The sequence below is a fragment of the Streptomyces sp. NPDC088747 genome (genome assembly GCF_044751025.1).
GTDB lineage: Bacteria > Actinomycetota > Actinomycetes > Streptomycetales > Streptomycetaceae > Streptomyces.
This window is the reverse complement of record NZ_JBIVKZ010000001.1, coordinates 1-25287: the sequence shown is the minus strand read 5'-3', so window position 1 is coordinate 25287 and position 25287 is coordinate 1. Positions and strand designations below refer to the sequence as shown.

At 71.9% G+C, this 25287-nt stretch carries 21 protein-coding genes and 1 pseudogene; 13 read left to right on the top strand and 9 right to left on the bottom strand.

Annotation, left to right across the window (positions count from 1 at the left end; genetic code table 11):
- Positions 1-33 precede the first annotated feature (33 nt).
- The 6 genes from ACIP79_RS00110 to ACIP79_RS00085 all read left to right on the top strand — a co-directional run bounded on the left by ACIP79_RS00110 (position 34) and on the right by ACIP79_RS00085 (position 6832).
- The gene (locus tag ACIP79_RS00110; protein ID WP_401217049.1) at positions 34-867 is read left to right on the top strand and encodes an undecaprenyl-diphosphate phosphatase; all 834 of its coding nucleotides are present in this window, start codon (positions 34-36) and stop codon (positions 865-867) included.
- A gap of 118 nt (positions 868-985) precedes the next feature.
- The gene (locus ACIP79_RS00105) at positions 986-1657 is read left to right on the top strand and encodes a FadR/GntR family transcriptional regulator (protein WP_401219140.1); all 672 of its coding nucleotides are present in this window, start codon (positions 986-988) and stop codon (positions 1655-1657) included.
- Positions 1658-1770: 113 nt separating this feature from the next.
- Entirely contained in the window at positions 1771-2802 is a 1032-nt protein-coding gene (locus tag ACIP79_RS00100) for an asparaginase (protein WP_401217047.1), read from the top strand.
- A gap of 178 nt (positions 2803-2980) precedes the next feature.
- Entirely contained in the window at positions 2981-3904 is a 924-nt protein-coding gene (locus ACIP79_RS00095) for a glutaminase (protein WP_401217044.1), read from the top strand.
- A gap of 145 nt (positions 3905-4049) precedes the next feature.
- Entirely contained in the window at positions 4050-5438 is a 1389-nt protein-coding gene (gene mptB, locus ACIP79_RS00090; RefSeq protein WP_401217042.1) for a polyprenol phosphomannose-dependent alpha 1,6 mannosyltransferase MptB, read from the top strand.
- Positions 5435-6832 carry a glycosyltransferase 87 family protein gene (locus tag ACIP79_RS00085; RefSeq protein ID WP_401217039.1) on the top strand — a complete coding sequence of 466 codons (1398 nt, stop codon included), beginning with the start codon at positions 5435-5437 and terminating at the stop codon, positions 6830-6832. The genes mptB and ACIP79_RS00085 overlap by 4 nt, the downstream gene beginning before the upstream one ends.
- Positions 6833-6867: 35 nt before the next feature.
- Here ACIP79_RS00085 and ACIP79_RS00080 read toward each other — a convergent pair.
- The 3 genes and pseudogenes from ACIP79_RS00080 to ACIP79_RS00070 form a co-directional block, all read right to left on the bottom strand.
- Positions 6868-7743 (bottom strand): annotated as a pseudogene (locus ACIP79_RS00080) (D-alanyl-D-alanine carboxypeptidase family protein); the annotation flags it as partial.
- A gap of 107 nt (positions 7744-7850) precedes the next feature.
- A complete protein-coding gene (gene rho / locus ACIP79_RS00075) occupies positions 7851-8993 on the bottom strand; it encodes a transcription termination factor Rho (protein ID WP_401217036.1) in 1143 nt (380 codons plus the stop codon).
- Between the two features lie 450 nt (positions 8994-9443).
- Entirely contained in the window at positions 9444-10946 is a 1503-nt protein-coding gene (locus tag ACIP79_RS00070) for an MFS transporter (protein ID WP_401217033.1), read from the bottom strand.
- 121 nt (positions 10947-11067) lie between these two features.
- Here ACIP79_RS00070 and ACIP79_RS00065 point away from each other — a divergent pair, with 121 nt between their 5' ends.
- Positions 11068-11523, top strand: coding sequence for a MarR family winged helix-turn-helix transcriptional regulator (locus ACIP79_RS00065; RefSeq protein ID WP_383688315.1), 456 nt, complete (start codon positions 11068-11070; stop codon positions 11521-11523).
- Positions 11524-11545: 22 nt separating this feature from the next.
- Here the strand turns inward: ACIP79_RS00065 and ACIP79_RS00060 are convergent, their stop codons facing one another.
- Positions 11546-13141 (bottom strand): alpha-amylase family glycosyl hydrolase, encoded by a 1596-nt coding sequence (locus ACIP79_RS00060; RefSeq protein WP_401217029.1) that lies wholly within the window; start codon positions 13139-13141, stop codon positions 11546-11548.
- 54 nt (positions 13142-13195) lie between these two features.
- Between ACIP79_RS00060 and ACIP79_RS00055 the strand changes: the two genes are divergently transcribed.
- A complete protein-coding gene (locus ACIP79_RS00055) occupies positions 13196-14002 on the top strand; it encodes a class I SAM-dependent methyltransferase (protein ID WP_401217026.1) in 807 nt (268 codons plus the stop codon).
- A gap of 314 nt (positions 14003-14316) precedes the next feature.
- Positions 14317-15774: an MFS transporter gene (locus tag ACIP79_RS00050; RefSeq protein WP_401217024.1), complete on the top strand. Its 1458-nt coding sequence runs from the start codon at positions 14317-14319 to the stop codon at positions 15772-15774.
- A gap of 243 nt (positions 15775-16017) precedes the next feature.
- On the opposite strand, the gene ACIP79_RS00045 is transcribed toward ACIP79_RS00050, so the two are convergent.
- Both ACIP79_RS00045 and ACIP79_RS00040 read right to left on the bottom strand, forming a co-directional pair.
- Positions 16018-16839, bottom strand: coding sequence for an alpha/beta fold hydrolase (locus ACIP79_RS00045; protein WP_401217021.1), 822 nt, complete (start codon positions 16837-16839; stop codon positions 16018-16020).
- A 403-nt stretch (positions 16840-17242) separates the two neighbouring features.
- Positions 17243-17968, bottom strand: coding sequence for a GntR family transcriptional regulator (locus tag ACIP79_RS00040; protein ID WP_401217018.1), 726 nt, complete (start codon positions 17966-17968; stop codon positions 17243-17245).
- A 452-nt stretch (positions 17969-18420) separates the two neighbouring features.
- On the opposite strand from ACIP79_RS00040, the gene ACIP79_RS00035 reads away from it, so the two are divergent.
- On the top strand, positions 18421-19470 hold the full coding sequence (locus ACIP79_RS00035) for a phosphatidylinositol-specific phospholipase C domain-containing protein (RefSeq protein WP_401217015.1): 1050 nt from the start codon (positions 18421-18423) through the stop codon (positions 19468-19470).
- A gap of 42 nt (positions 19471-19512) precedes the next feature.
- On the opposite strand, the gene ACIP79_RS00030 is transcribed toward ACIP79_RS00035, so the two are convergent.
- The gene (locus ACIP79_RS00030) at positions 19513-20478 is read right to left on the bottom strand and encodes an acetylxylan esterase (protein ID WP_401217012.1); all 966 of its coding nucleotides are present in this window, start codon (positions 20476-20478) and stop codon (positions 19513-19515) included.
- Positions 20479-20838: 360 nt separating this feature from the next.
- On the opposite strand from ACIP79_RS00030, the gene ACIP79_RS00025 reads away from it, so the two are divergent.
- Positions 20839-21726 carry a universal stress protein gene (locus ACIP79_RS00025; RefSeq protein WP_401217009.1) on the top strand — a complete coding sequence of 296 codons (888 nt, stop codon included), beginning with the start codon at positions 20839-20841 and terminating at the stop codon, positions 21724-21726.
- Positions 21727-21782: 56 nt separating this feature from the next.
- Here the strand turns inward: ACIP79_RS00025 and ACIP79_RS00020 are convergent, their stop codons facing one another.
- Positions 21783-22553 carry a ferredoxin reductase gene (locus tag ACIP79_RS00020; RefSeq protein ID WP_401219137.1) on the bottom strand — a complete coding sequence of 257 codons (771 nt, stop codon included), beginning with the start codon at positions 22551-22553 and terminating at the stop codon, positions 21783-21785.
- A gap of 71 nt (positions 22554-22624) precedes the next feature.
- Positions 22625-23230 (bottom strand): sulfite oxidase-like oxidoreductase, encoded by a 606-nt coding sequence (locus ACIP79_RS00015; protein ID WP_401217006.1) that lies wholly within the window; start codon positions 23228-23230, stop codon positions 22625-22627.
- A gap of 267 nt (positions 23231-23497) precedes the next feature.
- On the opposite strand from ACIP79_RS00015, the gene ACIP79_RS00010 reads away from it, so the two are divergent.
- A complete protein-coding gene (locus ACIP79_RS00010) occupies positions 23498-24418 on the top strand; it encodes an NADP-dependent oxidoreductase (protein ID WP_401217003.1) in 921 nt (306 codons plus the stop codon).
- Entirely contained in the window at positions 24415-25122 is a 708-nt protein-coding gene (locus tag ACIP79_RS00005; protein ID WP_401217001.1) for a GNAT family N-acetyltransferase, read from the top strand. Before ACIP79_RS00010 ends, ACIP79_RS00005 begins: the two co-directional genes overlap by 4 nt.
- Positions 25123-25287 lie beyond the last annotated feature (165 nt).

The window sequence follows — 25287 nt, the reverse complement described above, 5'->3', positions numbered from 1 at the left end:
CGGCAGCACTGTCGCCGCGCAGAACTGGATCCCATGAGCGTCATCAACGTCGGTCAGGCCGTCATCCTCGGAGCCGTCGAGGGGGTCACCGAGTTCCTCCCCGTGTCGTCCACCGGCCACCTCAAGATCACCGAAGGGTTGATGGGCATCCCCGTCGACGACGACGCTGTGGTCGGGTTCTCCGCGGTCATCCAGGTCGGCGCGATCGCCGCCGTGCTCGTGTTCTTCTTCAAGGACATCGTGCGGATCGTCGCCGCCTGGGGCCGTGGCCTGCGCGACCCCAGGGAGCGCTACCACCACGACTACAAGTTCGCCTGGTGGGTCATCTGCGCGACCGTCCCGATCGTGATCGTGGGGCTGGTGGCGAAACCGCTCATCGAGGGACCACTCGCCTCGCTCTGGGTCGTCGCCGCCTCGCTGATCGTCGGCAGCGGCGTGATGTGGGCGGCGGACCAGATGGGCAGGCACAAACGCGGCGAGGACGACACCTCGTTCAAGGACGCGATGCTGGTCGGCGGCTCCCAGATCCTGGCCCTGCTCCTCCCGGGTTTCTCGCGCTCCGGCGCCACCATGTCCACGGCGCTCGTCCTGGACCTCGACCGCGTGGCCGCCACCCGGCTCTCCTTCTTCCTCGGCATCCCCGCCCTGACCGGTGCCGGGCTGTACGAGCTGAAGGACGCCCTGGGCGCGGGGGTCGGCGCCGCTCCGCTCGCCGTCGGCACGCTGGTGTCGTTCGTCGTGGCGTACGGCTCCATCGCCTGGCTGCTGAGGTTCGTCGCCAAGCACTCCTTCAACGCCTTCGTGATCTACCGGCTGGTGATCGGCGCGGCGCTGTTCGGGCTGCTCGGGGCGGGTGTCCTCGGCTGAATCCGCGCCCGGGGGCTCTGGCCGGCAGTTGACAGCCGCCTCCCGTGCCCCGCAGGATCACCCCGTGAACCTGTCAGACAGCCAGACAGGTGGGTCGGTACCGAGGCGGGTCAGCGCCATGGAAGCGGTGCTCGTCCACCTCCGCGGCGCCATCGAGCGCGGCGAGTACGCCATCGGCGACAAGCTCCCCTCGGAGGCGGAGCTGTGCCGCCGCCTGGAGGTCAGCCGCCCGGTGCTCCGCGAGGCCTTGCGGGCCCTCCAGGTCATGGGCCTGACCGTGTCCCGCACCGGCAAGGGCACCTTCGTCCTCGCCAACGCCGTCGAGGACCCCACCTTCGGCGACTACGCGGCCGGCGATCTGCTGGAGGTCCGCCGCCACGTCGAGATCCCGGCCGCCGGGTACGCGGCGGTGCGCCGCACCCCGGAGAACCTCGACCACCTCACCCATCTCCTGGAACGGATGGAGCGGGAGACCGACACCACCGCCTGGGTGGCGATGGACACGGTCTTCCACATCGGCGTCGCCGAAGCCGCACAGAACCCGGTCTTCCGCAAGGTCATCGAGGAGATCCGGGACGCGCTGGCCCGCCAGTCGGCCTTCCTGAACGAACTCGGCGGCCGTCGTGAGCAGTCCAACCGCGAACACCGCGAGATCGTCGAGGCGCTGATCGACGGCAGCGAACACGACGCGGCCCAGGCCATGTCCCACCACCTCGACCGCGTCGAGACCACCCTGAGCTCCATCGTGCACCCCCAGCGCGTGAACACCCCCCATGAAAGGCGGACTTGAGGCGTGAGCGAGCAGCCCCTGACGCGGGACACCCGGCCGGCGGGCGGCGTCGGCGCCGGGCCCCGCACCCGAGCGGAGCGCCAGGACACCCGTATCCACCCCGGAGCGGACGCGTGAACCGGCCCAGTACGTACGGCAGTTCGCTCGCCGCGGCTCCCGTGATCCGCGAGCCCCTGCACGCACCCGTCGCCCATCTCGTACGCGGCGGTGTCATCGAGGGCATCCACTACGGCTCGGTGGCCGTGCTCGCCGCCGACGGGACGGTGCAGCTCCAGATCGGCGACATCGAGGCCGCCTTCTATCCGCGCTCGGCGGTCAAACCCCTCCAGGCCGCGGCGATGCTGCGGGCCGGCCTGCCGCTCGACGGCGAGCTGCTCTCGCTGGCCGCGGCCAGCCACTCCGGCGAGGAACGGCACCTGGCCGGGACCCGGCGGATCCTGGAACTGGCAGGCGTGTCCGAGGACCGACTGCGCAACGTCCCGGACCTGCCGTACGACCCGGCCGTACGCGAGGTCTGGGTGCGCGAGGGCCGCCCGCCCTCACGGCTCGCGCAGAACTGCTCGGGCAAGCACGCCGCCATGCTCTACACGGCCAGGCTCAACGGCTGGTCCCTCGACGACTATCTGGACCCGGCGCACCCGCTCCAGCAGGCCATCGCGGAGATCGTCGAGGACCTCACCGGACAGGCGATCGCCCGGGTGACCGTCGACGGCTGCGGCGCGCCACTGTTCTCCGTCTCGCTGCACGGCCTGGCGCGCGCGGCGGCCAGGATCACCACCGCCGCCCCGGGCACCCCCGAGGCACGGGTCGCCGACGCGATGCGCGACCACGCCGAGATGGCGTCGGGATCGGGGCGCGATGTCGCCGCGCTGATGCGGGCCGTTCCCGGGCTGCTCAGCAAGGACGGTTTCGAGGGCGTGCAGTTCGCGGCTCTGCCGGACGGCAGAGCCGTCGCCGTGAAGATCTCCGACGGCGCCGACCGGGCCCGGATCCCGGTGACCGCCGCCGCCCTCGCACGCAGCGGGGTCGACCCGGCCGCGCTCACCGGCTTCGCAGGTGTCCCGCTCCTCGGGGGCGGCGCCGTGGTCGGCAGCGTCCGGCCCACCCGCGCGCTCGACCCGCTCACGCCGACGGGCGGTGCGTGAAGCACGTACGGACTCGCGAGCCGGGAGCCCCGGCGCGTGAATCGCGTACGCCAGGACCGTCCTCGGCCCCGACGCCGTGGGGCCGAACCTCCCGGGCCCCGCGTCGAGTCGTACCGGGGGAGTGGCCGCGATCGGGACCGGTGAGCACGAGGGCCGGCCGGGCGGCACACTGGTGATCATGTCACCGTCGCTGACCTTCCAGCCGGTCCTGGAACGCATCGCCACCGAGATCGCGCAGACCCCCGGGCGCGGGCGGCCCGCCGACTACATCCCGGCGCTCGCCGCCTGCGACCCCCGCCGCTTCGGCATGGCCGTCGCCGAGCTCGACGGCACCGTGTACGGCGTGGGGGACTGGCGCCAGCCCTTCTCCACGCAGTCCATCACCAAGGTGTTCACCCTCGCCCTCGACCTGGCCCGCGAGGGCGACGAATTGTGGGAGCACGTCGGCCGCGAGCCGTCCGGCAACCCCTTCAACTCCCTGGTGCAGCTGGAGTACGAGAACGGCATCCCGCGCAACCCGTTCATCAACGCGGGGGCCCTGGTCGTCACCGACCGGCTCCAGACGCAGACCCAGGACGCGGCCGGAGCCCTGCTCGCCTTCCTGCGTACGGAGAGCGGCAACGAGGGCCTCACCTTCGACAAGGACGTCGCCGCCTCCGAGGCCCTGCACGGGGACCGCAACGCCGCTCTCGGCCACTTTATGGCGTCGTACGGCAACATCGACAACCCCGTGCCGGTCCTCCTCGACCAGTACTTCCGGCAGTGCTCGATCGAGGCGTCCTGTGCCGACCTGGCGCTGGCCACCGGGTTTCTGGCCAGGCACGGCATCCGCGCCGACGGCTCCCGGCTGCTCACCCAGAGCCAGGCCAAGCAGGTCAACGCGGTGATGCTCACCTGCGGCACCTACGACGCGGCGGGCGAGTTCGCGTACCGGGTCGGGCTGCCCGGCAAGAGCGGTGTCGGCGGCGGGATCATCGCGGTCGTGCCGGGCCGCTGCACGCTGTGCGTGTGGAGCCCGGGCCTCGACCAGCGGGGCAACTCGGTCGCGGGCGTCGCGGCTCTCGACCGTTTCACGACTCTCACAGGGGTCTCCGTCTTCTGATCCGTCGCATCGGCGGAGCCCTCCGTGATCGCGACCGGGACCCGTCGCGGGGGTCTCACACGGAGGTCACGCGCAGGCCGCCGTACGGAGGGAAGTACGTCGCTCTACGGCCACCCGGCGTTGACACGCTTTCCGAGTGTTGGCCATGGCATTTCCCGTCGATCTCCGCCGCTGTCAGGTTCTCGGTCTGGCCGGCTCTGCCTTTCTCGCTCTGGGCGGTGAGACGGCCGGAGCCCTGCCCGCGCGGGAGTTCCTGGCACCCGAGTCCGCCCAGGCCGTACTCGGCCTGGTCGGCGTGTACTTCGGCGTGGTCCTGCTGATTGCGGCGTGGGCGCTGCTCGGCACCGTCGTGCGCGGCCCCGAACCGCCGACTCCGCGCTCCCTGCTGCTGGTTCTGGCGGTCTGGGCCGCGCCGTTGCTGCTCGCGCCGCCGCTGTTCAGCCGGGACGTGTACAGCTATCTCGCGCAGGGCGCGATGGTCGACGCGCACATCGACGTGTACGCGCACGGGCCCGCCCAGCTCGGCGGCCCGCTCGCCGACGAGGTGGCGCCGGTGTGGCAGCAGACCGCGACGCCGTACGGCCCGGTCTTCCTCGCCGTCGCCTCCACGCTCTCCGGATTCACCCGCGGGGAGATCCCGGCCGGACTGATCGGCATGCGCGTGGTCGCCCTGCTCGGCGTCGCGCTGATGGCGGCGGCGCTGCCCCGTCTCGCCCGGCACAGCGGCGCCGATCCGGCCGCCGCGCTGTGGCTGGGCGCCCTGAACCCCCTGGTCCTGCTGCACCTGGTGGCCGGCGCGCACAACGACGCCATCATGCTCGGACTGCTCGGCGTCGGCCTGGTGGCCGCCCGTGGCCGGTGGCCCGTCGTCGGCGTCGTGCTCATCACGCTCGCGGCGCTGGTCAAGGCACCCGCCGCGCTCGGTCTGCTGGCGGTGATCGCGCTGCGCGGACGGCGGGGACTGGTGCGGTCCATCCTGACCACCACGGTCGCCGCTCTCGGCACCACGGCCGTGGTGACCGCCGTCACCGGTACCGGCTACGGCTGGATCGCCGCTCTGCGGACCCCGGTCTCACCGCACAACTGGTCGCTCACCAGCCTCCTCGGTCGTGCCACCGCCACCGTGCTCGAAAAGCTCGACAGCGGCCTGGCACCGCTGGCCCTGCCGCTCTGGCACACGGCCGGACTCGTACTGACCGTGATCATCGTCCTGTTCATATGGCTGCGCCTGCGGCCGGGGCCCATCTACGCGCTGGGCCTGAGCCTCGCCACCGTGGCCGTGTTCGGCCCGGCGATCAGGCCCTGGTACGCGCTGTGGGGACTGTTCCTCATCGCCGCCGCGGCGCCCAGCGGTTCCGTGCGGCACCGGGTCGCCGCCGTGAGCGGAGTGCTCGCCCTCGCCGTACTGCCGAGCGGATACGCGCCGGACGCCCAACAGGTGGTCCTCGCGGTCTCCGGCGGACTGCTCGCCCTCGTCGTGCTCTGGCAGGCACACCAAGCGGCGCAGGCGCCGGTTCTGGAGCGCACCGCATGAGACGCCCCCGCACGTTTCCCGCACTTTCCGATCTCTCGGCCCGGCTTCCCTGCACGGACCGCGGCCGGCTGCTCCTGATCCTCGGACTCGCCGTCGCCGTAACCGTGTTCACCGCCACCGTGCCGCTCCTGCGCGACTGGTTCGACCTGCGCGTCTACTACGGGACGATCGACGCCTGGGCCCACGGGGACGGCCGGATCTACGACTACCTCGTGCCCGGGACGACCTACGGCTTCACCTATCCGCCGTTCGCCGCCCTCAGCATGCTGCCCATGTCGCTGGTCGGACTGCACACCGCGATCGCCATCGGACTGCTGCTCAACTGCGCCGCGCTGGCCGCCGTGGTGTGGATCCTGGTCGGGCCCGCGCTGCGCCGGTACGGCTGGTTCGGCTTCGCCCTGGCCGCCTGTCTGCTGGCCCTGTTCGAACCGGTCCGGGACACCTTCAGCTTCGGCCAGGTGAACCTGCTGCTGCTGGCCCTGGTGCTGAGCGACGCCTGGCTGCTGACCACCGGGCGGGGCCGCCGGGCGGGCGTCGGCATCGGCCTCGCCGCCGCCGTCAAGCTCACCCCGGCCATCTTCATCGGCATGCTGCTGCTCGCCCGTCGCTGGCGAGCGGCAGCGGTGGCGACTGCCGTGGCCGGTGCGGCCACCGCACTGGCGGCCTGGGTGGCACCGGAAGCCTCGCGCTTCTACTGGACCCACGCCCTGTGGGACACGGACCGCATCGGTCGCCTCGGCTATGTCTCCAACCAGTCCCTTCAGGGTGTGCTGGCCCGGTTGGTGGCCCCGGAGGAACCCAGCAGGGCTCTCTGGGCGGCGGCCGCCCTGGTGGTGCTCTGCGTCTGGGCCCGGCGGACCTCGCGGGCCGCGGCCGACGGGGACTGGACGGCCGCGTTCGCCCTCACCGGGCTCGCCGCCTGCCTCGTCAGCCCGATCACCTGGGTGCACCACCTCGTCTGGCTGCTGCCGTCCTTCGCCATCCTGCTGCGCCGGCGTCACCTGCGGACCGCGGCCGTTCTGTACGCGATCCTGTGCACCAGCGTGGTGTGGCTGTGGTTCGACGACGCGTCGGGTCTGGACGGCTTCGTCGGCGGCAACGCGTACACGTGGATCACGCTCGGGCTGCTGCTGTGGCTGCCGGCCGGTCAGCCGCGCGTCGGCCGGCCTGCCCTGATCCGCAGGGCCAGGGCCACACCGCCCGCGCCCAGAGCGGCCGCGCCGGCGATCGCGGCCGCCGCGGGCCAGCCCGGTCCGCCCGTCGCGGGCAGCGCGGCCGGCCGGACGGCGGGTCCGGCGGCAGGCATGGGTCGCGTCTCGAGGAGCGAGCCGACGGGGGTGACCCGTCCGGACGCCCCGAAGCCCCAGTCGAGCAGTGAGCGGGCCTCCTCGTAGACCGCGAAACGGCCGCCCTCCTGAGGGTTCATCACCGTGACGACCAGGGTGCGTCCGTCCCGGCGCGCGGCGGCCACCAGGGTGCTGCCCGCGTTGCTGGTGGAGCCGTTCTTGACGCCGATCAGGCCCGGGTAGGGCTCCACCCCGTCGGCGCCGGTCAGCAGCCGGTTGGTGTTCTTGATCCCGAACGACCAGCCGCCTCCGCCTGGGAACCTGGCCTCGACGGTGGCGCAGTACCGCGCGAAGTCGGCGTTGCGCAGCCCGGCCCGCCCGAACACCGCGAGGTCGAACGCGGAGGAGACCTGTCCCGGCGTGTCGTATCCGTCGGGCGACAGGACCCGCGTGTCGAGGGCGCCCAGAGCCTGGGCCTTGGCCTGCATCTGGGCGGCCGTGGTGCGCCAGCCGCCGTTCATCGCGGCCAGCACATGGACGGCGTCGTTGCCGGAGTTGAGGAAGACACCGCGCCACAGGTCGGCCACGCGGTAGGTGCGCCCTCCGGCCACGCCCACCAGGCTGCTGCCCTCGCCGATTCCCAGCAGTTCCCGGTCGTCGACGGTGTGCCGGATGCGGCCGGGCAGCACCGGGATCAGCGTGAGGGCGAAGAGAGCCTTGAGGGTGCTGGCGGGCGGCAGTCTGCGGTGCGCGTCGTGCGCGGCGAGCACCTTGCCGGTGCCGGCGTCGGCGACCAGCCACGACAGCGCGGAGACGTCGGCGGGGAGCTTGGGGGCGCCCCGCCCCGGCCGGACCTGCGTGCCGGTCCCGTACAGCGGCGACGGCGAGGCCGAGGCATTCGGCGTTCTCGGGTCCGTGCCCGCTTGGGCGGCGACCGCACTCGGCGCGAGGGCCAGGGCTCCTGCCGCGCAGAGGGCGGAGCAGCGGACGACGGCGCGGGAAGAGAATCCGATGGTCATTTCGCAAAAGTAGGAACGGACACGCTCTGTGCCGGGCTGCCGGGCCCGAACAGCGGGATCGAACACCCGGATGCCGCACGTGGGAGGGTCAGGAGGGCAGGGAGGAGTCAGGAGGGCAGCGTCGGCTGGACCTGGCGGAGGAAGGCCGCGTTGTCCGGGGTGGCGCGCATCCGCTCCAGGAGCGTCTCGAGGCCGCCCTGGCCGTCACGGCTCTGGAGCGCCCGGCGCAGTCCTCGGACGGTGGTCAACTCGGCGGCGGGCTGGAGGAGTTCCTCGCGCCGGGTGCCGGATCCGGTGATGTCGAGGGCCGGGAACACCCGCTTGGAGGCCAGGGTGCGGTCGAGGCGGAGCTCCATGTTGCCGGTGCTCTTGAGCTCCTCGAAGAAGTAGTCGTCGGCCCGGGAGCCGGTCTCCACCAGGGCGGTGGCCAGGATGGTCAGCGAGCCGCCCTCCTCGGCGAGGCGTGCGGCGCCGAAGAACCGCTTCGGCCCCTGGAGCGCGGCGGAGTCGACACCGCCGCTGAGCGTGCGGCCACCGGAGGCGGCCACGTTGTTGTGCGCCCGGCACAGCCGGGTGAGGGAGTCCAGCAGGATGACGACGTCCTGGCCCATCTCGACGAGCCGCTTGGCGCGCTCGATGACGAGTTCGGCGAGGGCGATGTGCTGCTTGGGCGCCTGGTCGAAGGTCGAGGCGAAGACCTCGCCCCGCACGGAGCGCCGCATGTCGGTCACTTCCTCCGGCCGCTCGTCGAGCAGCACCACCATCAGGTGGCATTCGGGGTGGTTGCCCGCGACGGCCGCGGCGATCTGCTGGAGCAGTACCGTCTTGCCGGTCTTCGGCGGGGCGACCAGCAGTCCGCGCTGACCCTTGCCGACCGGTGCGAGCAGGTCCATGAGGCGGCCGGCCGCTCCGCTCGCCGGGTGTTCCAGCCGGAGCCGGTCACGCGGGTGCAGCGGGGTGAGGTCACGGAAGTGCGGGCGGCGGCGCAGCTCTTCGGGCGTTCGCCCGTTGATCCGCTCCACCTCGGCGAGGGCACGGGGGCCGCCGCGTACGCCTTCGACGGTGTCGCCCTTGCGCAGGCCGTGCCTGCGGATCAGCGCGGCGGACACCTGGGTGTCGGCCGACGTGGGCAGGCAGCTCGCGGCGGGGCGCAGGTACCCCTGCCCGTTGTGGGTGATGTCGAGGACACCGCTCACCCGTGTCGGGGGCTGCTGCTGTCGTACTGGGGGGTGTTCGAGTGTGGTGGTCATGAGAGTGGTCCTTTCGAGGACGGGTTCACGAGGTCATGAAGAAGGGAGGGGGAGGTGCCGGGAGAGGCGGCGTGCTCACGCCTCCGTGCGGCGGGGAGACATCACCTGGGGTACGCCGGACGGCGGGAACTGCCTGTGGCGGTACTCAGGAGGTGATGCCGGGAAGCTGGTGCGCCGGTCGCGGAGCGAGGGGCGGGTCAGCGAGAAGAAGTGGAACAAGCACCGGCGCCCGAGACGGGGCGTACACAAGTGCTGTGTGCAATGTAGCACCGGATCGCCGACTTCGGCTGTGATGTGCGTCTCAGCTCGGGCTCGGCGGGTCCGCGACCCCGGCGCCCCTGCCGCCCGCGGCGCGGCTCGGCGTAACGGCCGGTCGAGGGTGCGTCGGGAAACGCGCGGGCCGCCCCCGCCCGAGAGGGCGGAGGCGGCCGGTGTGCGGAGAAGGGCAGGTCAGGCCTTGGTCGCGGACACCTCGGGAGCGGGATCCGGGGTGACGACGGTTTCCGGCTGCGCGAGGGCCGCGCGGACGGGGATGAAGAAGGCGAGGATCGACGCCCCGAGGCCCATACCGCAGCCGATCAGCATGGCGACGCGGAAGCCGTTCTCGGAGGGCAGCGCGAAGCCGCCGAAGTCCGTGGTCATCTGCGCCAGGACCACGCCGATCACGGCGGCGGAGACCGAGCTGCCGATCGAGCGCATCAGCGTGTTGAAGCTGTTCGCCGAGGCGGTCTCCGACTGCGGGACCGCGCCCATGATGAGGGCCGGCATGGCGCCGTAGGCGAACCCGACACCGGTGTTGCAGACGATGGTCACCACGAGCAGGCCCCAGGTGGAGCCGGTGCTCATCAGCGGCAGCGAGATGCCGTAGCCGATGGCGATGATCAGGCTTCCGAAGGACAGGGTGATCTTCGGGCCCTTTACGGCGGAGAGCTTGGCGCCGAGGGGTGACATCACCATCATCATCAGGCCCGCCGGGGCCATCCACAGGCCCATGGCCAGCATCGACTGGCCGAGGCCGTAACCGGTGGCCTTGGGGATCTGGAGCAGCTGGGGGATCACCAGCGACTGGGCGTACATCGCGAAACCGACCAGGATCGAGGCCGCGTTGGTCATCAGGACCTGCGGGCGGGCGGTCACGCGCAGGTCGACGAGGGGTTCGCCGGTCCGCAGCTCCCAGCGGCCCCAGGCCAGCAGCAGGACGACCGCCGCGGCCAGCAGGCCGAGGGTGGTGGCGCTTCCCCAGCCCCAGTCGGCGCCCTTGGAGACGCCGAGGAGCAGACAGATCAGCGCGGCGCCGAGACCGATCGCGCCGAGGACGTCGAAGCCGCCCGAGGCGGACTTCTCGCGGCCCGCGGGGACGAAGAACCAGATCACCGTGCCGACCGCGACAGCCAGCGCGGCGACGACCCAGAACAGCACGCGCCAGCTCGCGTTCTCGGCGATCGCCGCGGCGAACGGCAGGCCGAGCGCGCCGCCCACGCCCATGGAAGCGCTCATGATCGCGATGGACGAGCCCAGCTTCTCCGCCGGCACCACGTCACGCAGGAGGCTGATGCCCAGGGGCACCACGCCCATGCCCAGGCCCTGGAGGCCGCGTCCGGCGATCATCGGGACCACCGAGGAGGACAGGGCGCAGACCACCGAGCCGAGGATCAGCGGGACCAGCGAGACGAGCAGCATGCGCCGCTTGCCGTACATGTCTCCGAGCCGTCCGGCGACGGGCGTCGCCACCGCGGCCGCCAGGAGGGTGGCGGTGATCACCCAGGAGGCGTTCGACGCGCTGGTGTCGAACATGGTCGGCAGTTCCCCGATGAGGGGGACCACCAGGGTCTGGGTGAGCGCCGCCACGATGCCCGCGAAGGCAAGGATGCCGACAACACCGCCGGAGCGGGCTGCGGGCTTGGGACTGTCCACGGGGTTACTCCCTCTGGGTCTTCCTGGCCATGGCTGCATGCACCTTGCATATGATGTGTATGATGCATGTCGAGTGCATCATACACATCCTGCGTGGTATACCTGGTCGGAAGGTGGCCTTCCCGGTGGAGGGCGAGCCGGGAGCCAAAGGAAGCGTCGCGTGGACAAGCCCCTAGATCTGATCGAGTTCGAGACCATGCTGCTCGGGCGCTATCTGACCCTGCTGACTCCGCGTGCGCGGGGCCTGGAGGGGCGCCTCGACCGGAGTGCCTATCTGCTGCTCAGCCGCATCCAGGTCGAGGGGCCGATGTCCATCGGGCAGCTCAGCGAGGCGTTCGGGCTGGACACCTCCACCCTCAACCGGCAGACCGCGGCCATGCTGCGGGCCGGGGTCGTGGAGCGGATGCCCGACCCCGACGGAGGCATGGCCCGCAAGTTCGCCATCACCGACGAGGGCGCGCGCCGGCTCGCGGCCGACCGAGCCCAGAACGTCAGCGGCCTGGACAAGGTCATGGTCGACTGGTCGCCCGAGGAGGTGGCCGAGTTCGCCGCCTACCTCAGCCGCCTCAACAGCGACGTCGAGCGCCTCGACGGCCGTCCCTGGCCGCGCGGCTGAGGCAACCGCCCTCGGTGGCCCGTCAGTTCACGTCGCCGAGGTCGAAGATCCCGTACCCGAACCCTCGCGCGGTGATCGTCGCCCCGTCGACGCGGACGCCGGAAACCTCCAGCGCCGTGGCGGCCCGGGCTTCGCCCACCTCGTAACCCGCCTCGTTCAGCTGCGGGTTGACGACCACCAGATACCGCCCTCCCCGCACGTACACGAACGGATATCCGGCGTTCAGCACCTCCACCGAGCCGTCCGAACCCAGCTCCGGGGAACTCGTGCGGAGCGCGATGAGACGTCGTACGAGGTGGAGGAGCGAGGTGTCGTCGGCGAGTTGGGCGGCGACGTTCGGGCGGTCCGGGGACGGGTCGACAGGGAGGTAGAGCCGGTCCGCGGGAGCGGTGGAGAAGCCCGCGTTCGGGCCCTCGTCCCACTGCATCGGAGTGCGGGAACCCGCTCGGTTGTAGCGGGGGCCCAGCACGCTGCCCTCCTTCTCGGGGAGGCCCGGGACATAGCGCATGCCGATCTCGTCGCCGTAGTAGATCGCCGGAAGCGTCGGCCAGGTGAGCTGGAAGGCGAAGGCGGCGGGGAGCTGCTCGGCGCTGCGGGGGCCGCAGTTGAGGCGCGAGAAGTCGTGGTTGGCGGTGGGCAGGGAGACGAAACCGCGGCCCGCCACGGCTGCCGACGCCTCGCGCCAGGCCTCGACGAACGGGTGCGGCGATCCCTTGCCGCTCGCGTCGAAGAAGCAGTCCAGCGGGTCCCAGGCCTCGTTGACCGTGCCCTCCGCGTTGCTCCACAGCGAACGCAGGGCGCGGCCGTCGGTGGGTCCGCCGAACTGGAGGAAGAAGTCGGTGTGGAAGCCGGCCGGAACGGACACTTCGGGCTCACCCCACTCCGAGAGCAGCACCGCGTCCGGATGCGCCTCGTCCAGCCAGTGGCGCAGTTCCGTCCAGATCCGCGCCGTCTCCACCCTGTCCGGGTCGTCCTTGACGAGCGACGCGGCCATGTCGACGCGGAAGCCGGACAGGCCCTTGCCGAGCCAGTGATCCATGATCGAGCGGAGCGCCGCGCGGTTGGCGCGCGGACCGTCCGCGTCGACCGGCTGCCGCCACGGCTCGGCCGGATTCTGCCGCGCGTAACCGAAGTTGAGAGCGGGCTGGAAGGCGAAGAAGTTCGGCAGGTAGCCGCCGGGGCGGGTGCCGGGGGAGGCGACGAAGCCCGCCCGATCGGCCTCGGGCGTCCAGATGTACCGGTCGTCACCGGGGTCGTTCGCGGACGCCCTGAACCACGGGTGCTCGTCGGAGGTGTGACCGGCCACGAGGTCCAGCAGTACGCGAATGCCGCGACGGCCCGCTTCCTCGACCAGCTCGACGAGGGCGTCGTTCGAGCCGTAACGCGGCGCGGTGTTGTAGTAGTCGGAGACGTCGTACCCGGCGTCCCGGAACGGTGAGACGAAACAGGGGTTGAGCCAGACGGTGTTGACGCCAAGCCACGTGAGGTGGTCGAGGCGCTCGGCGATTCCGGCGAAGTCGCCGATGCCGTCGCCGTTCGAGTCGGCGAACGACTGCGGGTAGATCTGGTAGAAGACGGCGTCGGCCAGCCAGGCGGGTGCGGGGCGGAACGAAGTCATGAAGTGGACCATAAGGCAGCGCACGGCGCTCACGCTGCCCCTAAGCTGATCGCGATGTTCACCCCGCAAGGTCCCACCTTCCGCGAACTGGCCGTGCAGGCCCTTTCGTCCATCGAGCACGGCTACGACCTGCTCGCGCCGAAGTTCGACCACACACCGTTCCGGACCCCGGACTCGATCCTCGACGCCGTGTCGTCGGCCCTGGAGCGGATCGGGCCCTTCGACCACGGCCTCGACCTGTGCTGCGGAACCGGCGCGGGGATGCGGGTGCTGAGTGACCTGTGCCGGGAGCGAGTCACCGGGGTCGACATCAGCGCCGGGATGCTGGCTGTCGGCCGGGAGCGCGCGGATGCCGCCGGTGCGCGTCCAGGGCGTGCGCCTCGGGTCGCCCGGGAGCGTGAGCCGCAGGTAGCCCGGGAGCGTGCGCCGCGGGTCGCCTGGGTGCGCGGTGACGCGCGTGCCCTGCCCTTCGCGTCCGCGTTCGACCTGGTGGTGAGCTTCGGTGCGTTCGGCCACTTCCTGCCGCGTGAGCTGCCGGGGCTGTTCGCCCAGGTCCACTCGGTGCTGAGGCCCGGCGGGCGCTTCGCGTTCCCGATCGCGGCTCCGCCCCGGCCGAGCTCGCCCTTCTACTGGGCCCTGCTGGGCTTCGACGCGGCGATGCGGGTGCGCAACGCCCTCTGGCGGCCGACGTTCGTCATGTACTACCGGGCCTTCCGGCTCGACGAGGTCCGCCGGGAGCTGGCCCTGGCCGGATTCGAGGTCGAACTGCTCGCGCTGCCCGAGTTCGGTACGCGTCCGGACGGCAGCCCGCGGTGCCGCATGGTCGTGGCCACGCGCTCGGACGGTCCGCCACCCGCGTAGGGATCTCCAGGCGTCGTCGGCGTCCCTGGGCGTCTTTGGTTTCCCCGGCTCCCTAGGCATCCGCAGGCGTTTCTCTCAGGTCCACCTGCCATGGTGGAGGCCTGCCCAGGGGGGCGTTTGTTTTTCAAACTCGCAGGACTATAGTGAGTCTACTTTTCCAACTTACTCACTGAGGCCAGGCAGGCGCGCGTGATCCAGGACGAGCGGCGCCCACTCGCCTCACCCCCATACCGGAGAACCCATGAACATCACCGGAGCCCTCACTACCGGCGTCACCCGCCAGGTCGAGGCAGTACTGACGGAGGGCCCGCGCCATGGCAACTGAGCTCCGCGAGAAGACCGGTCCGCTCGTCGCCGACAGCCGCAGTCGCCCGCTGCCGGTCCTGGTCGCCGCCTGCCTCGGCCTGTTCACCGTCTTCCTCCAGACCACCCAGACGATCAGCACCCTCAGCGCCGTCCAGGACGACCTGCACATCGCCTCGGCGGACCTGGTGTGGGTGGCCAGCATGTACACCCTGGTGGTCGCCTCCTGCGTGCTGGGTGCGGGCGGGCTCGCCGACCGGTGGGGGAGGCGGCGGATCTTCCTCGCCGGAGCCGCCGCGATGGCGGTGGGCGGGCTGATCCTGGTCTTCGCCACGAGCGTGGCCGTCGTTCTCGTCGGGCAGGCGGTCGCGGGGCTCGGCGGCGCGCTGATCACGCCCAGTTCCCTCGCGCTCATCACGCACGCCGTGCCCGACCCCCGGCGTCGCGCCGGAGCGATCGCCGCCTGGGCCGCGACCTCCGGACTCGGCCTCGCCATCGGCCCCGTCACCGCGGGCCTCGCGCTGCGCTGGTGGAGTTGGCACACCGCGTTCTGGCTCAACCTCCTCGTCGCCGCGTTCGCGGCGGCCGTCGCACTCCGCTACGTGGAGGAGTCCCGGAACCCGGGGCAACGCTTCGACTGGGCCGGACAGTTGACGTCCATGGGCGGCCTAGCCCTGATGGTCTACTGGCTGATCGACGGCGGCCACCACGGCTACGTCTCCGGCCGGGCTCTCACAGCCGCCGTCGGCGCGGTCGTGCTCCTCGCCGCCTTCGTGGCGGTCGAACTCCGCCGCACAGCCCCGATGATCGACCTGCGCCTGCTGCGCGACCCCTCCTACGCCGGTTCACTGCTGCTCGCCGCGACCGTCCTGTTCGCCTTCGTCGGCCTCGCCGTCCTGGAGGTCCTGTGGCTGCAACGGGTGCGGGGGCTGAGCGCGCTTCAGGTGGGCACCCAACTCCTCGCCGAATTCGGCACGTTCATCGCCGCCTCGGTACTGGCGGGAGTACTGCTGCGCCGACTCGGGCCGCGCACGCTGATCAGCGCCGGGCTGCTGATCGCGGCCGGCGGCGCCACGCTCTTCGCACGCGTGGACGCGGGCACGACGTTCAGCGGATACGCTCCCGCCCTCGCCCTCTTCGGCCTCGGCTGCGGTCTGGTGAACGCGCCGTCCACCGCGCTCGCCGTCAGCCATGTCCCGCGCGGTCGCGAGGGTGAGGCGGGCGGCACGGTGAACGCCGCCCGGCAGATCGGCGCCGTCCTGGGCACCAGCATCCTCGGGACGCTGATGACCTCGCGCTTCGACGACCGCGTCACCCAGGTCAGCGATCCGCGGGAGGCCTTCAGCTACGCCGTCGGTTACGCGTCGTGGGTCGTGGTGGCGGTACTGCTGGCCGGTGCCGCGCTGTCGCTCGGACTGTCCGGGTGGGCCCGGCGCACCGCCACGGCACGGCCGGCCGGGCAGCACTGACAACCGGGGCGGTCCCGGCTGCTCCGCCCCTTTCACCGGTCTGGCGCGGATCGGCCTCCGGTCTGCCGTTGGCTGTCCCCGGGCCGCTCCCGGTCTGAAGTTGGCTGTCCCCGGGCCGCTCCCGGTCCGCCGCTGGTCTGTCCCCAGTCCGCTCCCGGTCCGCTCCCGGTCTGCCCACGGCCGGGGGCAGACCGGTCGAACCGTCGCGACGCGCAGCGCGCCGCAGCACTGTGAGCCGTGCGATCAGCCTCGGATGAAGTCGAGAAGGTAGCCGTTGAAGGCCTGCTCGTACGCGCCCACGATGCCGTGCGACCCGCCCGGATAGACCTTCAGTGTCGCGTCCTTGACGAGTTCGGCCGTCTTGAGGGCCGCCGCGGCGATCGGCACGATCTGGTCGTCGTCGGCGTGCACGACCAGCGTCGGTACGTCGATCCGGGCCAGATCCTCGGTGAAGTCGGTCTCCGAGAACTGCTTGACGCAGTCGTACGCGGCCTTCAGCCCGGCCTGCATGCCCTGGAGCCAGAACTCGTCACGCTTGCCCTGCGAGACCGTGGAACCCTCGCGGTTGGCGCCGAAGAACGGCGAGCTCAGGTCCTGGTAGAACTGCGAACGGTCCGCCGCCACCCCGGCGCGGATCTCGTCGAACGCCTTGATGGGCGTGCCCTCCGGGTTGCCGTCCGTCTTCAGCATCAGCGGCGGGACGGCTCCCACCAGCACCGCCTTGGCGACCCGTGCGGAGCCGTGCCGGCCGATGTAGCGGGCCACCTCGCCGCCGCCGGTGGAATGCCCCACCAGGACCGCGTCGTGGAGGTCGAGCGACTCGATGAGTTCGGCCAGGTCGTCGGCGTACTGGTCCATGTTGTTGCCCTGCCACGGCTGCGCCGAGCGGCCGTGACCCCGGCGGTCGTGCGCCACCGCGCGGAAGCCGTTGTCGGCGACCAGCTTCAACTGCCCGTCCCACGCGTCCGCGTCGAGCGGCCAGCCGTGGCTGAAGACGACGGGCTGACCGGTGCCCCAGTCCTTGTAGTAGAGGTCGGTGCCGTCGGAAGTGGTGAACGTGCTCATGAGCCTTGCCTTTCGAGAGTTCGACGTCGCCGCCCGGAACAGCGGGGCACCCGGCGCGCCCGCGAGACGGCCGACCGTGCGATCAGCCACCGGCCACGCGATCGATCACCGGCCGTGGACGGAGACGGCAGGAAGGCGGCCGGTGGCGTCGGCCTGCGCGATCCGCCGGCCGCTTTCGCAGGTCACACCGCGACGCCCACCGGACGAGGTGCTGCTGGAACCATCCGATGGGCCGCATCGCTGTCTCGCACATTTATGCGCCTATGTCATAGTCCCCAGGAATCCCGGAGTGTGCAACGCGTCCCGCCGCCGTCCGGCGACTGATGCCGTTGGACGGGAAGATCCAGTTCGGGTGGGCACCCGTGGCGGGCCGTGGCGCCCCCGGCATCCGGCGCCGGAGCACTCAGCCCGCCGCGGGCAGAGTGAACTCATAGACCAGCGCGTCCTGTTGGGCGTCCGCGACGAGGTCGGTGATCTCCAGCGGCCGGTCGTACTGGTCGTGCACGCGCCGGGTGACCCGCACCGACTGCGGGAGCCGGGTGATGGAATCCCGGTGGTGCAGGGCCAGCCCGGCCTTGCGCATCCAGTCGTAGGCGCGGCGCAGTTGCGCCGAGGCGGTGCCGTCGGCCCGGTCGCGGTAGCGGGCCAGCTCCTCGACCTCGGCCACCGCGACGGCGGAGAAGGACGTCACGGCCGTACGCTGCCCGCTCCCGTCCGCCGCGGCCGACTCGTAGCGGTGCACCAGCGTCGGCCGTCGCGGGGCGAGCCCCAGGGCGTGCGCGTGTTCCGGCGGCGGAGTCTCCCAGGTCACGGTGGTCCGGTGAACGGTGCCCGGTTCGGCAGCCTGCGCTCCCAGCGGGAAGTCCAGTGACGGGACGTGCTCGGCGGTGCTGCTCGGCAGGGTCGCGTGACTGCCGCGCCGGTCGGTGGAGACCAGACCGCCGCGCCGCAGCATCTGTAACGCCTGCCGTACGGTCTCGCGGCTCACGCCGAACCGGCTGGCCAACTCCCTCTCTCCCGGCAGTCGTTCGCCAGGCGGAATGGTCCCGTCGCGCAGATCGCCGAGCAACTGCGCGGCGATCAGCGAATAGCGGGGCTCGTGGTCGGATGGGTGGGCGGTGCGGGCCATGTCCGCGCCCCTCCTGCGTGGTGAAGAGACATACCTGTGGTGACAACACCGGTGTGGTGACGAAACGTAGCCGTGCGGGCTCGTTGCGCGACCAGATCTAAGCATTGGTCTAAACCACCTGGGAAGGGTAGTCGGGCAGTTCGGCCGGTTTCGGTCCGCGGGCCCGCCCCGGCGTGCACCGCGGGGGTGCCTTCGGAGTGCGCTGTGAAGGGCGCCCACGAGAGCCGTCTTCCTTGGGGTGTCGGCGATGTGCGGGCCCATGCGGTTCATGACGTGTCCCAGCGAGACCCCGCCTCCGGGTCCGCGAGACCGCAGGAGCCGCCGAAGCCGCCGAAGCCGTCATGTCCGAAAGCTCTCGGGGTCCCCGGACCGTATTCGTCATCGCGTGATCTCCCGCAGGCCACCCAACACCCGTACTGTGCCGGTGAGTTGACCGATGAGACGCAGGAGGCATGGGGACAATGCGGAGACACGTGCAGTTGATGGCCCGTACCGGACTCACGGTGGCGACGGCGAGCGTGCTGGCCCTCGCCACGAGCCCTCAGGCGACGGCCGCCGACCTGTCGTACTCGTCCAGCACCTCCGTGGGCGTCCACAACGCCTACGAGAAGGCGAAGTACCCCTACTTCGCCGACGCCCTCGACTCCGGCGCCGGGATGCTCGAACTCGACGTGTGGACCAACGTGTTCGGCGCCTCCTGGCGGGTCTCGCACAGCAACCCGCTCGGCAACGACAACAACTGCGTGAACGCGGCCAACGCCTCCGAGCTGCGTACCAAGGCCACCAACCGCGGCCTCGGCGGCTGCCTCGCCGACATCAAGGCCTGGCACGACGCCAACCCCGGCCACCGGCCGATCCAGCTGAAGATAGAGATGAAGGACGGTTTCCTGGGCACCAGCAACCGCGGTCCCGCCCAGTTGGACGCCCTGCTCACCTCGAAGCTCGGTGACGCGCTGCTCCGCCCCGCCGACATCACCGGCACGCACGCCGACCTCGACACCGCGGTCCGCGCCGACGGCTGGCCCGCGCGCTCGGCGCTGGCCGGCAAGTTCATCGTCGAACTGATCCCGGGCACCGTCGAGGAGAGCAACCCCTTCGACACGCTCTGGACGGACCGCGAGTACGCCACCCACCTGCGCGACCTGGCCGCCGCCGGACGTCTGCGCGAGGCGGCCGCCTTCCCCGCCGTGCACAAGGCGGCCACCGGTGATCCCCGCACCCGCTACGCCGACACCACGATCCGCCCGTGGCTCGTCGTGTTCGACGGCGACGCGGCCACCTACGCGAACGGCACCATCGACACCGCCTGGTACGACGACCGGCACTACCTCGTGGTCATGACCGACGCCCACAATGTGGCGCCGGCCATCGACGGGACCAACCCCACCCAGCAGCAGGCGCTCGACCGCGTTGCCCTCCTCGCCGGGCAGCACGCCAGTGTCGTCTCCGCCGACTGGTACCCGCTGCCCGCCGTCCTGTCCACGGTCGTCCCGCGCGGATAGCCGGACCCGGACGTCCCCGGACGCGGGAGCGTCCGCACGTCCTCAGAGGCGGGAGGAGAGCCAGCTCAGTTTGGCCGCCTCCTGGTAGGTGCCGCCGCCCTCGTGGTCGTTGAAGTCGTACACCTCGATCGCCTTGTCCCTGGACGCCCACGCGTTGAAGGCGGCGAACACCGTGGACGGCGGGCAGGTCTGGTCCTCCAGGGCGACCGAGAAGAGGGCCGGCGCCCGGCCGCGCGCGGCGAAGTGCACGCCGTCGAAGTAGGAGAGCGTGCGCAGCACTTCGTCCGTGCGGCCCCGGTACGTCTTTAGGTAGCTGCCGATCTCCCGGTAGGGCTGACGGTCCGTCAGCGTGGTCGCCCGGGGGAAGTCGCACAGGAACGGCACGTCCGGTGCGATCGCCGCCAGGTCGGGGACCAGGCCGCCCACCGCGATGGTGATGCCGCCGCCCTGGCTGCCGCCGACGGCCGCCGTGCGCGCCGCGTCGACCAGGTCGTGCGAGCGGGCCGCCTCCACCGCGCGCACGGCGTCCGTGAACACCCGCCGGTAGTAGTAGTTCTCGGGAGCGTCCAGGCCCCGGGTCATGTATCCCGGATACGCGGGCGCGCTCCCCACCGGATCCGGCGTCTCGCCGCCGCCCCAGGCGCTGCCCTGCCCGCGTGTGTCCATCACGAAGTGCGCGTAGCCCGCCGAGGCCCACAGCAGGTGGGTGTGCGCGAGGCCGCGTCCGCCGCCGTACCCGACGAACTCGACGACCGCGGGCAGGGGCGAGGTCGCCCCGGCCGGCAGGGTCAGCCAGCCCTTGACCGGGTGCCCGCCGAACCCGGCGAACGTCACGTCGTGGACCTCGACCGTCTTCAGATGCGTCTCAACCGGCTCGAAGCGGGCGTCGAGGTCGTGTTCGCGCGCCTCCTGAAGGGTCTTGGCCCAGAAGGTGTCGAAGCCCTCGGGCTCCACGGACGCGCTGCGGTAGCCGCGGAGTTCGTCGAGAGGGAGGTCGAACAGGGCCATGAAGGACCACCTTTGGCGTCGGGCCCTGGCAGCGGGCTCTGGCAGCGGGCACTGGCACCCGGGTGCGGATGATCACACCGTACGTGGGCCGCCGACCGAGCCGCCAGACATTCCGGCTCGCGCCCCCTGCCCAGCGTCTCCTGCCCCTTCGCCCCCTGCTCCGAGGCCCGCCCCGAGGGCCGGTACGCGGCGCCGCCGGTGCGCCTCCCGCACCGGTGCGCAGGGATTCCGCCCCCGAACGACTGATCGGCGCCCGTCGTGGAACCCGACCGACACCGGCAGGACCTGGCAGGCGCCCCTTCGCGTCGGCTGTCCCGATGTCCCCGGTTCCCGGTTCCCGACACCCGAAAGGCACGCGTCATGAATCCCGGCACCCGCACCATCACCGTAGGCATCGACGGTTCGCGGGCGAGCCTGGACGCCGCGGACTGGGCCGCCCGCGAGGCTCAGCGCCGCCGACTCCCGCTGCGTCTGCTGCACGCGATGCCAGGGCAGGCCGGGCCGTCCCGGATCCCGGACCCCGGGACCGACCACACCCGAACGGCACTCGACCGGGCGGCGATCCAACTCTCCTACGCCCACCCGGCATTGGACATCATCGCGCGCGACACCGACACGCCCGCCGTACCGGCGCTGCTCGCGGCGGCGGAGGAGGCCGAGACCCTGGTCCTCGGCTCGCGCGGTTCGACCGGGTTCACGGGCTTCGTGGTCGGCTCGGTCGCCCTCGCCGTCACGGCGCGCGCCGAACGACCGGTCGTCGTCGTGCGCGCGGGTGAACTCCCCGAGGACGAACGGATGCCCGTGGCCGACGGCACACCGTCGAGCGCGGCTCCCTATCTGCCGGTCGTCCTCGGCCTCGACCTGAGCCACCCGGCCGACGACCTCATCGGGTACGCCTTCGACAGGGCCGCGGTCCGCTCCGCGCCCCTGCACGTCGTACACACCTGGACCGTTCCGCCGCCGCGCGGCCACGTGCCCGTCGTACCGCGGGAGGGAGCCGCGACCGAGCGCGGGGAGGGCACCTGGCAGGTGCTGACGAGCACCCTTCAGCCGTGGCGCCGCAGGTTCCCGGAGACGGCCGTCTCCGAGCAGGTGATCTACGGCCATCCCGGGCACCATCTGCTGATGGCCTCCACCCAGGCGGGTCTGCTGGTCACCGGGCGCAGGTCGGGCGAGAACCTGGGCCGTTCCGCGCACTCGCTCATCCACCACGCGATGTGCCCGGTCGCGGTCGTGCCGCACGGCTGAGGACCGGTCAGCGGCGCGAGCGGATCATCCCCGGGAGCGGGTCACGCCCGGCTGCCTCAGCCGAATCGCTCGATACGGATCCGGTCCACCGGCTGGCCCGCCGCCACCAACAGCCGCGACGCGTGCTCGGCGAACCCGTTGGAGCCGCACACGTAGGCCTCCCAGCCACCCGGTGGCTGTTTCGCCAGGAGCGGCGCCAACCGCTCCGCCGTCAGCCGCCCGACCGGCACACCGTCGGGCGCGCTCCGGGTGAAGACGGTCGTGGTCTCCTCGCCGTACTCCCGTGCGTAGATGAGCTCTTCGGGACTCCGGGCCGAGACAAGCAGCCGCAGGGGCACGTCCAGGCCGCGCGCCCGGTGGTGCCGCAGCATCGACATCAGCGGTACGACACCGGAGCCGGCCCCGATGAGCAGCGCGGGCCGGTCGCCGGGCCAGGCGAAGAAGCCGCTGAGCGGGCCCCGCACCTCCACCTCGTCCCCGACCTCGGCCACGCCGTGGAACCAGCCGGAGACCTCGCCACCCTCGACATGGTCAAGAGTCAGTTCGACGTGGCCCTCGTCGTCGGGCGGAGAGGCGATGGAGTAGTGGCGCTGCGCCGCGTAACCGTCCCCCGCCGTGAGCCGCAGCATCAGATGCTGGCCGGGCAGATGCCCCGCCCACCGGGGCACCGCGAAGCGGAACGTGGTGGCGTGCGGGGTCTCCCGGCGGATCTCGGTGAGCGTCGCCGTCTGCCAGGTGGCCGCCGCCCGGTTGCTCACGGCGATCCGCCCGGGCACGGCGAAACCGGTACGCGGCACGAAGGCCCCGGCGGTCGTCCCGCTCGTCATCCCGGTCGTCGTCCCGGCAGTGGTCCGGGTCGTCGTCCCGGTCGTGGTCTCAGTCATCGGTCGTCGTCTTCTCAGTCACCGGAGTAGCGCTGCTCTTCCCAGGGGTTGCCGCGTGCGTGGTAGCCGTTCTGTTCCCAGAAGCCCGGCTCGTCGTGGTCCAGGAGCCGCAGGCCCGCCACCCACTTGGCGCTCTTCCAGAAGTACAGATGCGGCACGATCAGCCGCGCCGGGCCGCCGTGTTCGGCGGACAGCGGCTTCCCGTCGTACTCCCACACGATCCAGGCACGGCCACCGGTCAGGTCGGCGAGCGGGAGGTTGGTGGTGTACCCGGTGTGCGAGTAGGCCACCGCGTGCGTGGCGGTCGCCGCCGGGCCCACCGCGTCGAGGAACGTGTCCAGGGAGACGCCCCCGAAGCGCACGCCGAACTTCGACCAGCTCGTCACGCAGTGGATGTCGCCCTCGTACGCCGACGCGGGCAGCGTGTGCGCCTCGTCCCAGTCCCAGGTGCGCGGCGCGGCCACCAGACCGTCGATCCGGAAGGTCCAGTCGGAGGGCGCCAGATCGGGGGTGACCTCGGCGGACAGCACGGGCCAGTCGTCGCCGGCATCGTACTGGCCGGGCGGCAGTCCGGCGTTGTGGGTGCGCGGGCGCCCGGTGAAACCTCGGGTGACGTTCATAGGGGTGGTGCCTCCAGACCGCCGGGAGCGGGAGTCCGCCGGTCGAGCGTGATCAGTGCTTACGCATTCAACCGTACGTGCCCTTGAGCGGTGCCCGCGCCCCCGTGGGGGCCCCGATCATTGCGGACATATGAACACTCCGAAGGCCGGGGAATAGCCGTGCCGTGATCGTCCTTGCCGCTAGAGCCGAACTTGGTGGCAGCTACAGACACCGCAGGTGGAAGTGGTCCCGGTACCCGGTGACAGCGAAGGAGAGTGAGGGAGCACATGCCCAAGGCGTACGTCTTCACGCGGTACGGCGGCCCGGAGACCGAGGCACTGGTGGAGCTGGACCGGCCGACACCGGGCCCCGGCCAGGTACTCGTCGCGGTGCGCGCGGCGGGCGTCAACCCCGTCGACTGGAAGCAGCGGACGGGGTACACGCGTCCGGGCGGCCCCGGTCGCGACCTGCCCGCCGTGTTCGGCAACGAGGTCGCGGGGGTCATCGAGGAGACCGGCGCCGACGTGACCGGCTTCGCCGCCGGGGACGAGGTCTTCGGCAACCCGGTGGCCGGCGGATACGCCGAGTACGCCCTGCTCCCCGTGAACGTGACCGCGCGCAAGCCCGCCGGGCTGTCCTACCAGGACGCCGCGGCCCTGCCCGTCGCCGCGGCGACCGCGTACGACGGGATCCACCAGCTCGCCCTGCCCTCCGGCGCGACCGTACTGATCACGGGTGCGGGCGGCGGCGTGGGCGTCGCGGCCACGCAGATCGCGCGGGCCCTGGGGCTCCGGGTCGTCGGGGTCGCGAGCGACGGCAAGAAGGACCTCGTCGAGTCGCTCGGCGCCGTGCACGTCCCCTCCGGACCGGAGCTGGCGGAGCGCGTCCACGCGGCGGCGCCCGACGGTGTCGACGCCGTCTTCGACCTGGTCGGCGGCGAGGTGCTGGAGGCCGCGGCGACCCTGCTCACCGACCCGGGGAAGCTGATCACCGGCGCCGACCGGGAGACCGTCGCGCGGCTCGGCGGCGCACCCGTCGAACGGGCCCGCACCTCCGCCGTGCTCGACAAGGTCGCCGCGCTCGCCGTCACCGGCACACTGCGGCCGTTCGTGACGCGGACCTTCCCGCTGGACCGGGCGGGCGAGGCGCTGCGCACGGTGGAGGACGGGCACGCGCGCGGCAAGATCGTGATCGAGGTCTCCGCATGAGCGCGCATCCCCTGGACAATCCGGCGCTGGGCGCGCTGACAGGACCGCACGCCCACTTCGCCGAACGCCGTGGCCGCGTCCTGCGCTACCCCCGTGACGTGTCGCCGTGGCTCGCGCTCCCCGACGACCCGGACGCCGACGACTGGGCGGACCTCGCCGCCCTGGTCGGACCGGGCGGCGACGCCCCACTGGCCGGTTACACCGGGCCCACCCCGGAGGGCTGGGAGGTGACGCTCAGCATCGAGGGCGTCCAACTGGTCGACGACGGGATCGCCGCCGCGCCGGACCCCGAGGCGGTACGGCTCGGCGCCGCCGACGTACCCGAGATGCTGGACCTGGTCGAGCGGACCCGGCCCGGCCCCTTCCTGCCGCGCACCGTGGAACTCGGCACCTACCTGGGGATACGCAGGAACGGCGCCCTGATCGCCATGGCGGGGGAGCGGCTGCACCCGCCGGGCTGGACCGAGATCAGCGCGGTCTGCACCGACCCGGACTTCCGTGGCGAGGGCCTGGCCACCCGGCTGATCCTGGCCGTCGCGCACGGCATCCGCGAACGCGGCGAGACCCCGTTCCTGCACACCGCCGCGACCAACACGAACGCCATCCGCCTCTACGAGTCCCTGGGCTTCAGGCTCCGCCGCGACACCCTCTTCTCGGCGGCACGCGTGCCCGAGCACGCCGAGGCGTTCGCCGACAGGAGCTAGGAGCTAGGAGCCAGGAGCCAGGAGCTAGGGGCGGGGGAGCCGGGCCGGGAGGAGCCGGCCGGGTGCCAGGGCCTAGTGAGCTGGTTCGGAGATGCGTGAGCAGTAGCGGCAGATGCGGTCGAGGATCTGGTCGGCGGTCTTGGTCCATTTGAAGGGCCTGGCCTG

Excerpts from the sequence above, each read along its gene's own strand:
- rho (WP_401217036.1), bottom strand. The coding sequence starts at position 8,993 with ATGACCACCACACTCGAACACCCCCCAGTACGACAGCAGCAGCCCCCG.
- ACIP79_RS00070 (WP_401217033.1), bottom strand. The coding sequence starts at position 10,946 with ATGCAGCCATGGCCAGGAAGACCCAGAGGGAGTAACCCCGTGGACAGT.
- ACIP79_RS00055 (WP_401217026.1), top strand. The coding sequence starts at position 13,196 with ATGTTCACCCCGCAAGGTCCCACCTTCCGCGAACTGGCCGTGCAGGCC.
- ACIP79_RS00095 (WP_401217044.1), top strand. The coding sequence starts at position 2,981 with ATGTCACCGTCGCTGACCTTCCAGCCGGTCCTGGAACGCATCGCCACC.
- ACIP79_RS00085 (WP_401217039.1), top strand. The coding sequence starts at position 5,435 with ATGAGACGCCCCCGCACGTTTCCCGCACTTTCCGATCTCTCGGCCCGG.
- ACIP79_RS00005 (WP_401217001.1), top strand. The coding sequence starts at position 24,415 with ATGAGCGCGCATCCCCTGGACAATCCGGCGCTGGGCGCGCTGACAGGA.
- ACIP79_RS00035 (WP_401217015.1), top strand. The coding sequence starts at position 18,421 with ATGGGGACAATGCGGAGACACGTGCAGTTGATGGCCCGTACCGGACTC.
- ACIP79_RS00020 (WP_401219137.1), bottom strand. The coding sequence starts at position 22,553 with ATGACGAGCGGGACGACCGCCGGGGCCTTCGTGCCGCGTACCGGTTTC.
- mptB (WP_401217042.1), top strand. The coding sequence starts at position 4,050 with ATGGCATTTCCCGTCGATCTCCGCCGCTGTCAGGTTCTCGGTCTGGCC.
- ACIP79_RS00025 (WP_401217009.1), top strand. The coding sequence starts at position 20,839 with ATGAATCCCGGCACCCGCACCATCACCGTAGGCATCGACGGTTCGCGG.
- ACIP79_RS00060 (WP_401217029.1), bottom strand. The coding sequence starts at position 13,141 with ATGACTTCGTTCCGCCCCGCACCCGCCTGGCTGGCCGACGCCGTCTTC.
- ACIP79_RS00040 (WP_401217018.1), bottom strand. The coding sequence starts at position 17,968 with ATGGCCCGCACCGCCCACCCATCCGACCACGAGCCCCGCTATTCGCTG.
- ACIP79_RS00050 (WP_401217024.1), top strand. The coding sequence starts at position 14,317 with ATGGCAACTGAGCTCCGCGAGAAGACCGGTCCGCTCGTCGCCGACAGC.
- ACIP79_RS00010 (WP_401217003.1), top strand. The coding sequence starts at position 23,498 with ATGCCCAAGGCGTACGTCTTCACGCGGTACGGCGGCCCGGAGACCGAG.
- ACIP79_RS00015 (WP_401217006.1), bottom strand. The coding sequence starts at position 23,230 with ATGAACGTCACCCGAGGTTTCACCGGGCGCCCGCGCACCCACAACGCC.
- ACIP79_RS00105 (WP_401219140.1), top strand. The coding sequence starts at position 986 with ATGGAAGCGGTGCTCGTCCACCTCCGCGGCGCCATCGAGCGCGGCGAG.
- ACIP79_RS00045 (WP_401217021.1), bottom strand. The coding sequence starts at position 16,839 with ATGAGCACGTTCACCACTTCCGACGGCACCGACCTCTACTACAAGGAC.
- ACIP79_RS00030 (WP_401217012.1), bottom strand. The coding sequence starts at position 20,478 with ATGGCCCTGTTCGACCTCCCTCTCGACGAACTCCGCGGCTACCGCAGC.
- ACIP79_RS00110 (WP_401217049.1), top strand. The coding sequence starts at position 34 with ATGAGCGTCATCAACGTCGGTCAGGCCGTCATCCTCGGAGCCGTCGAG.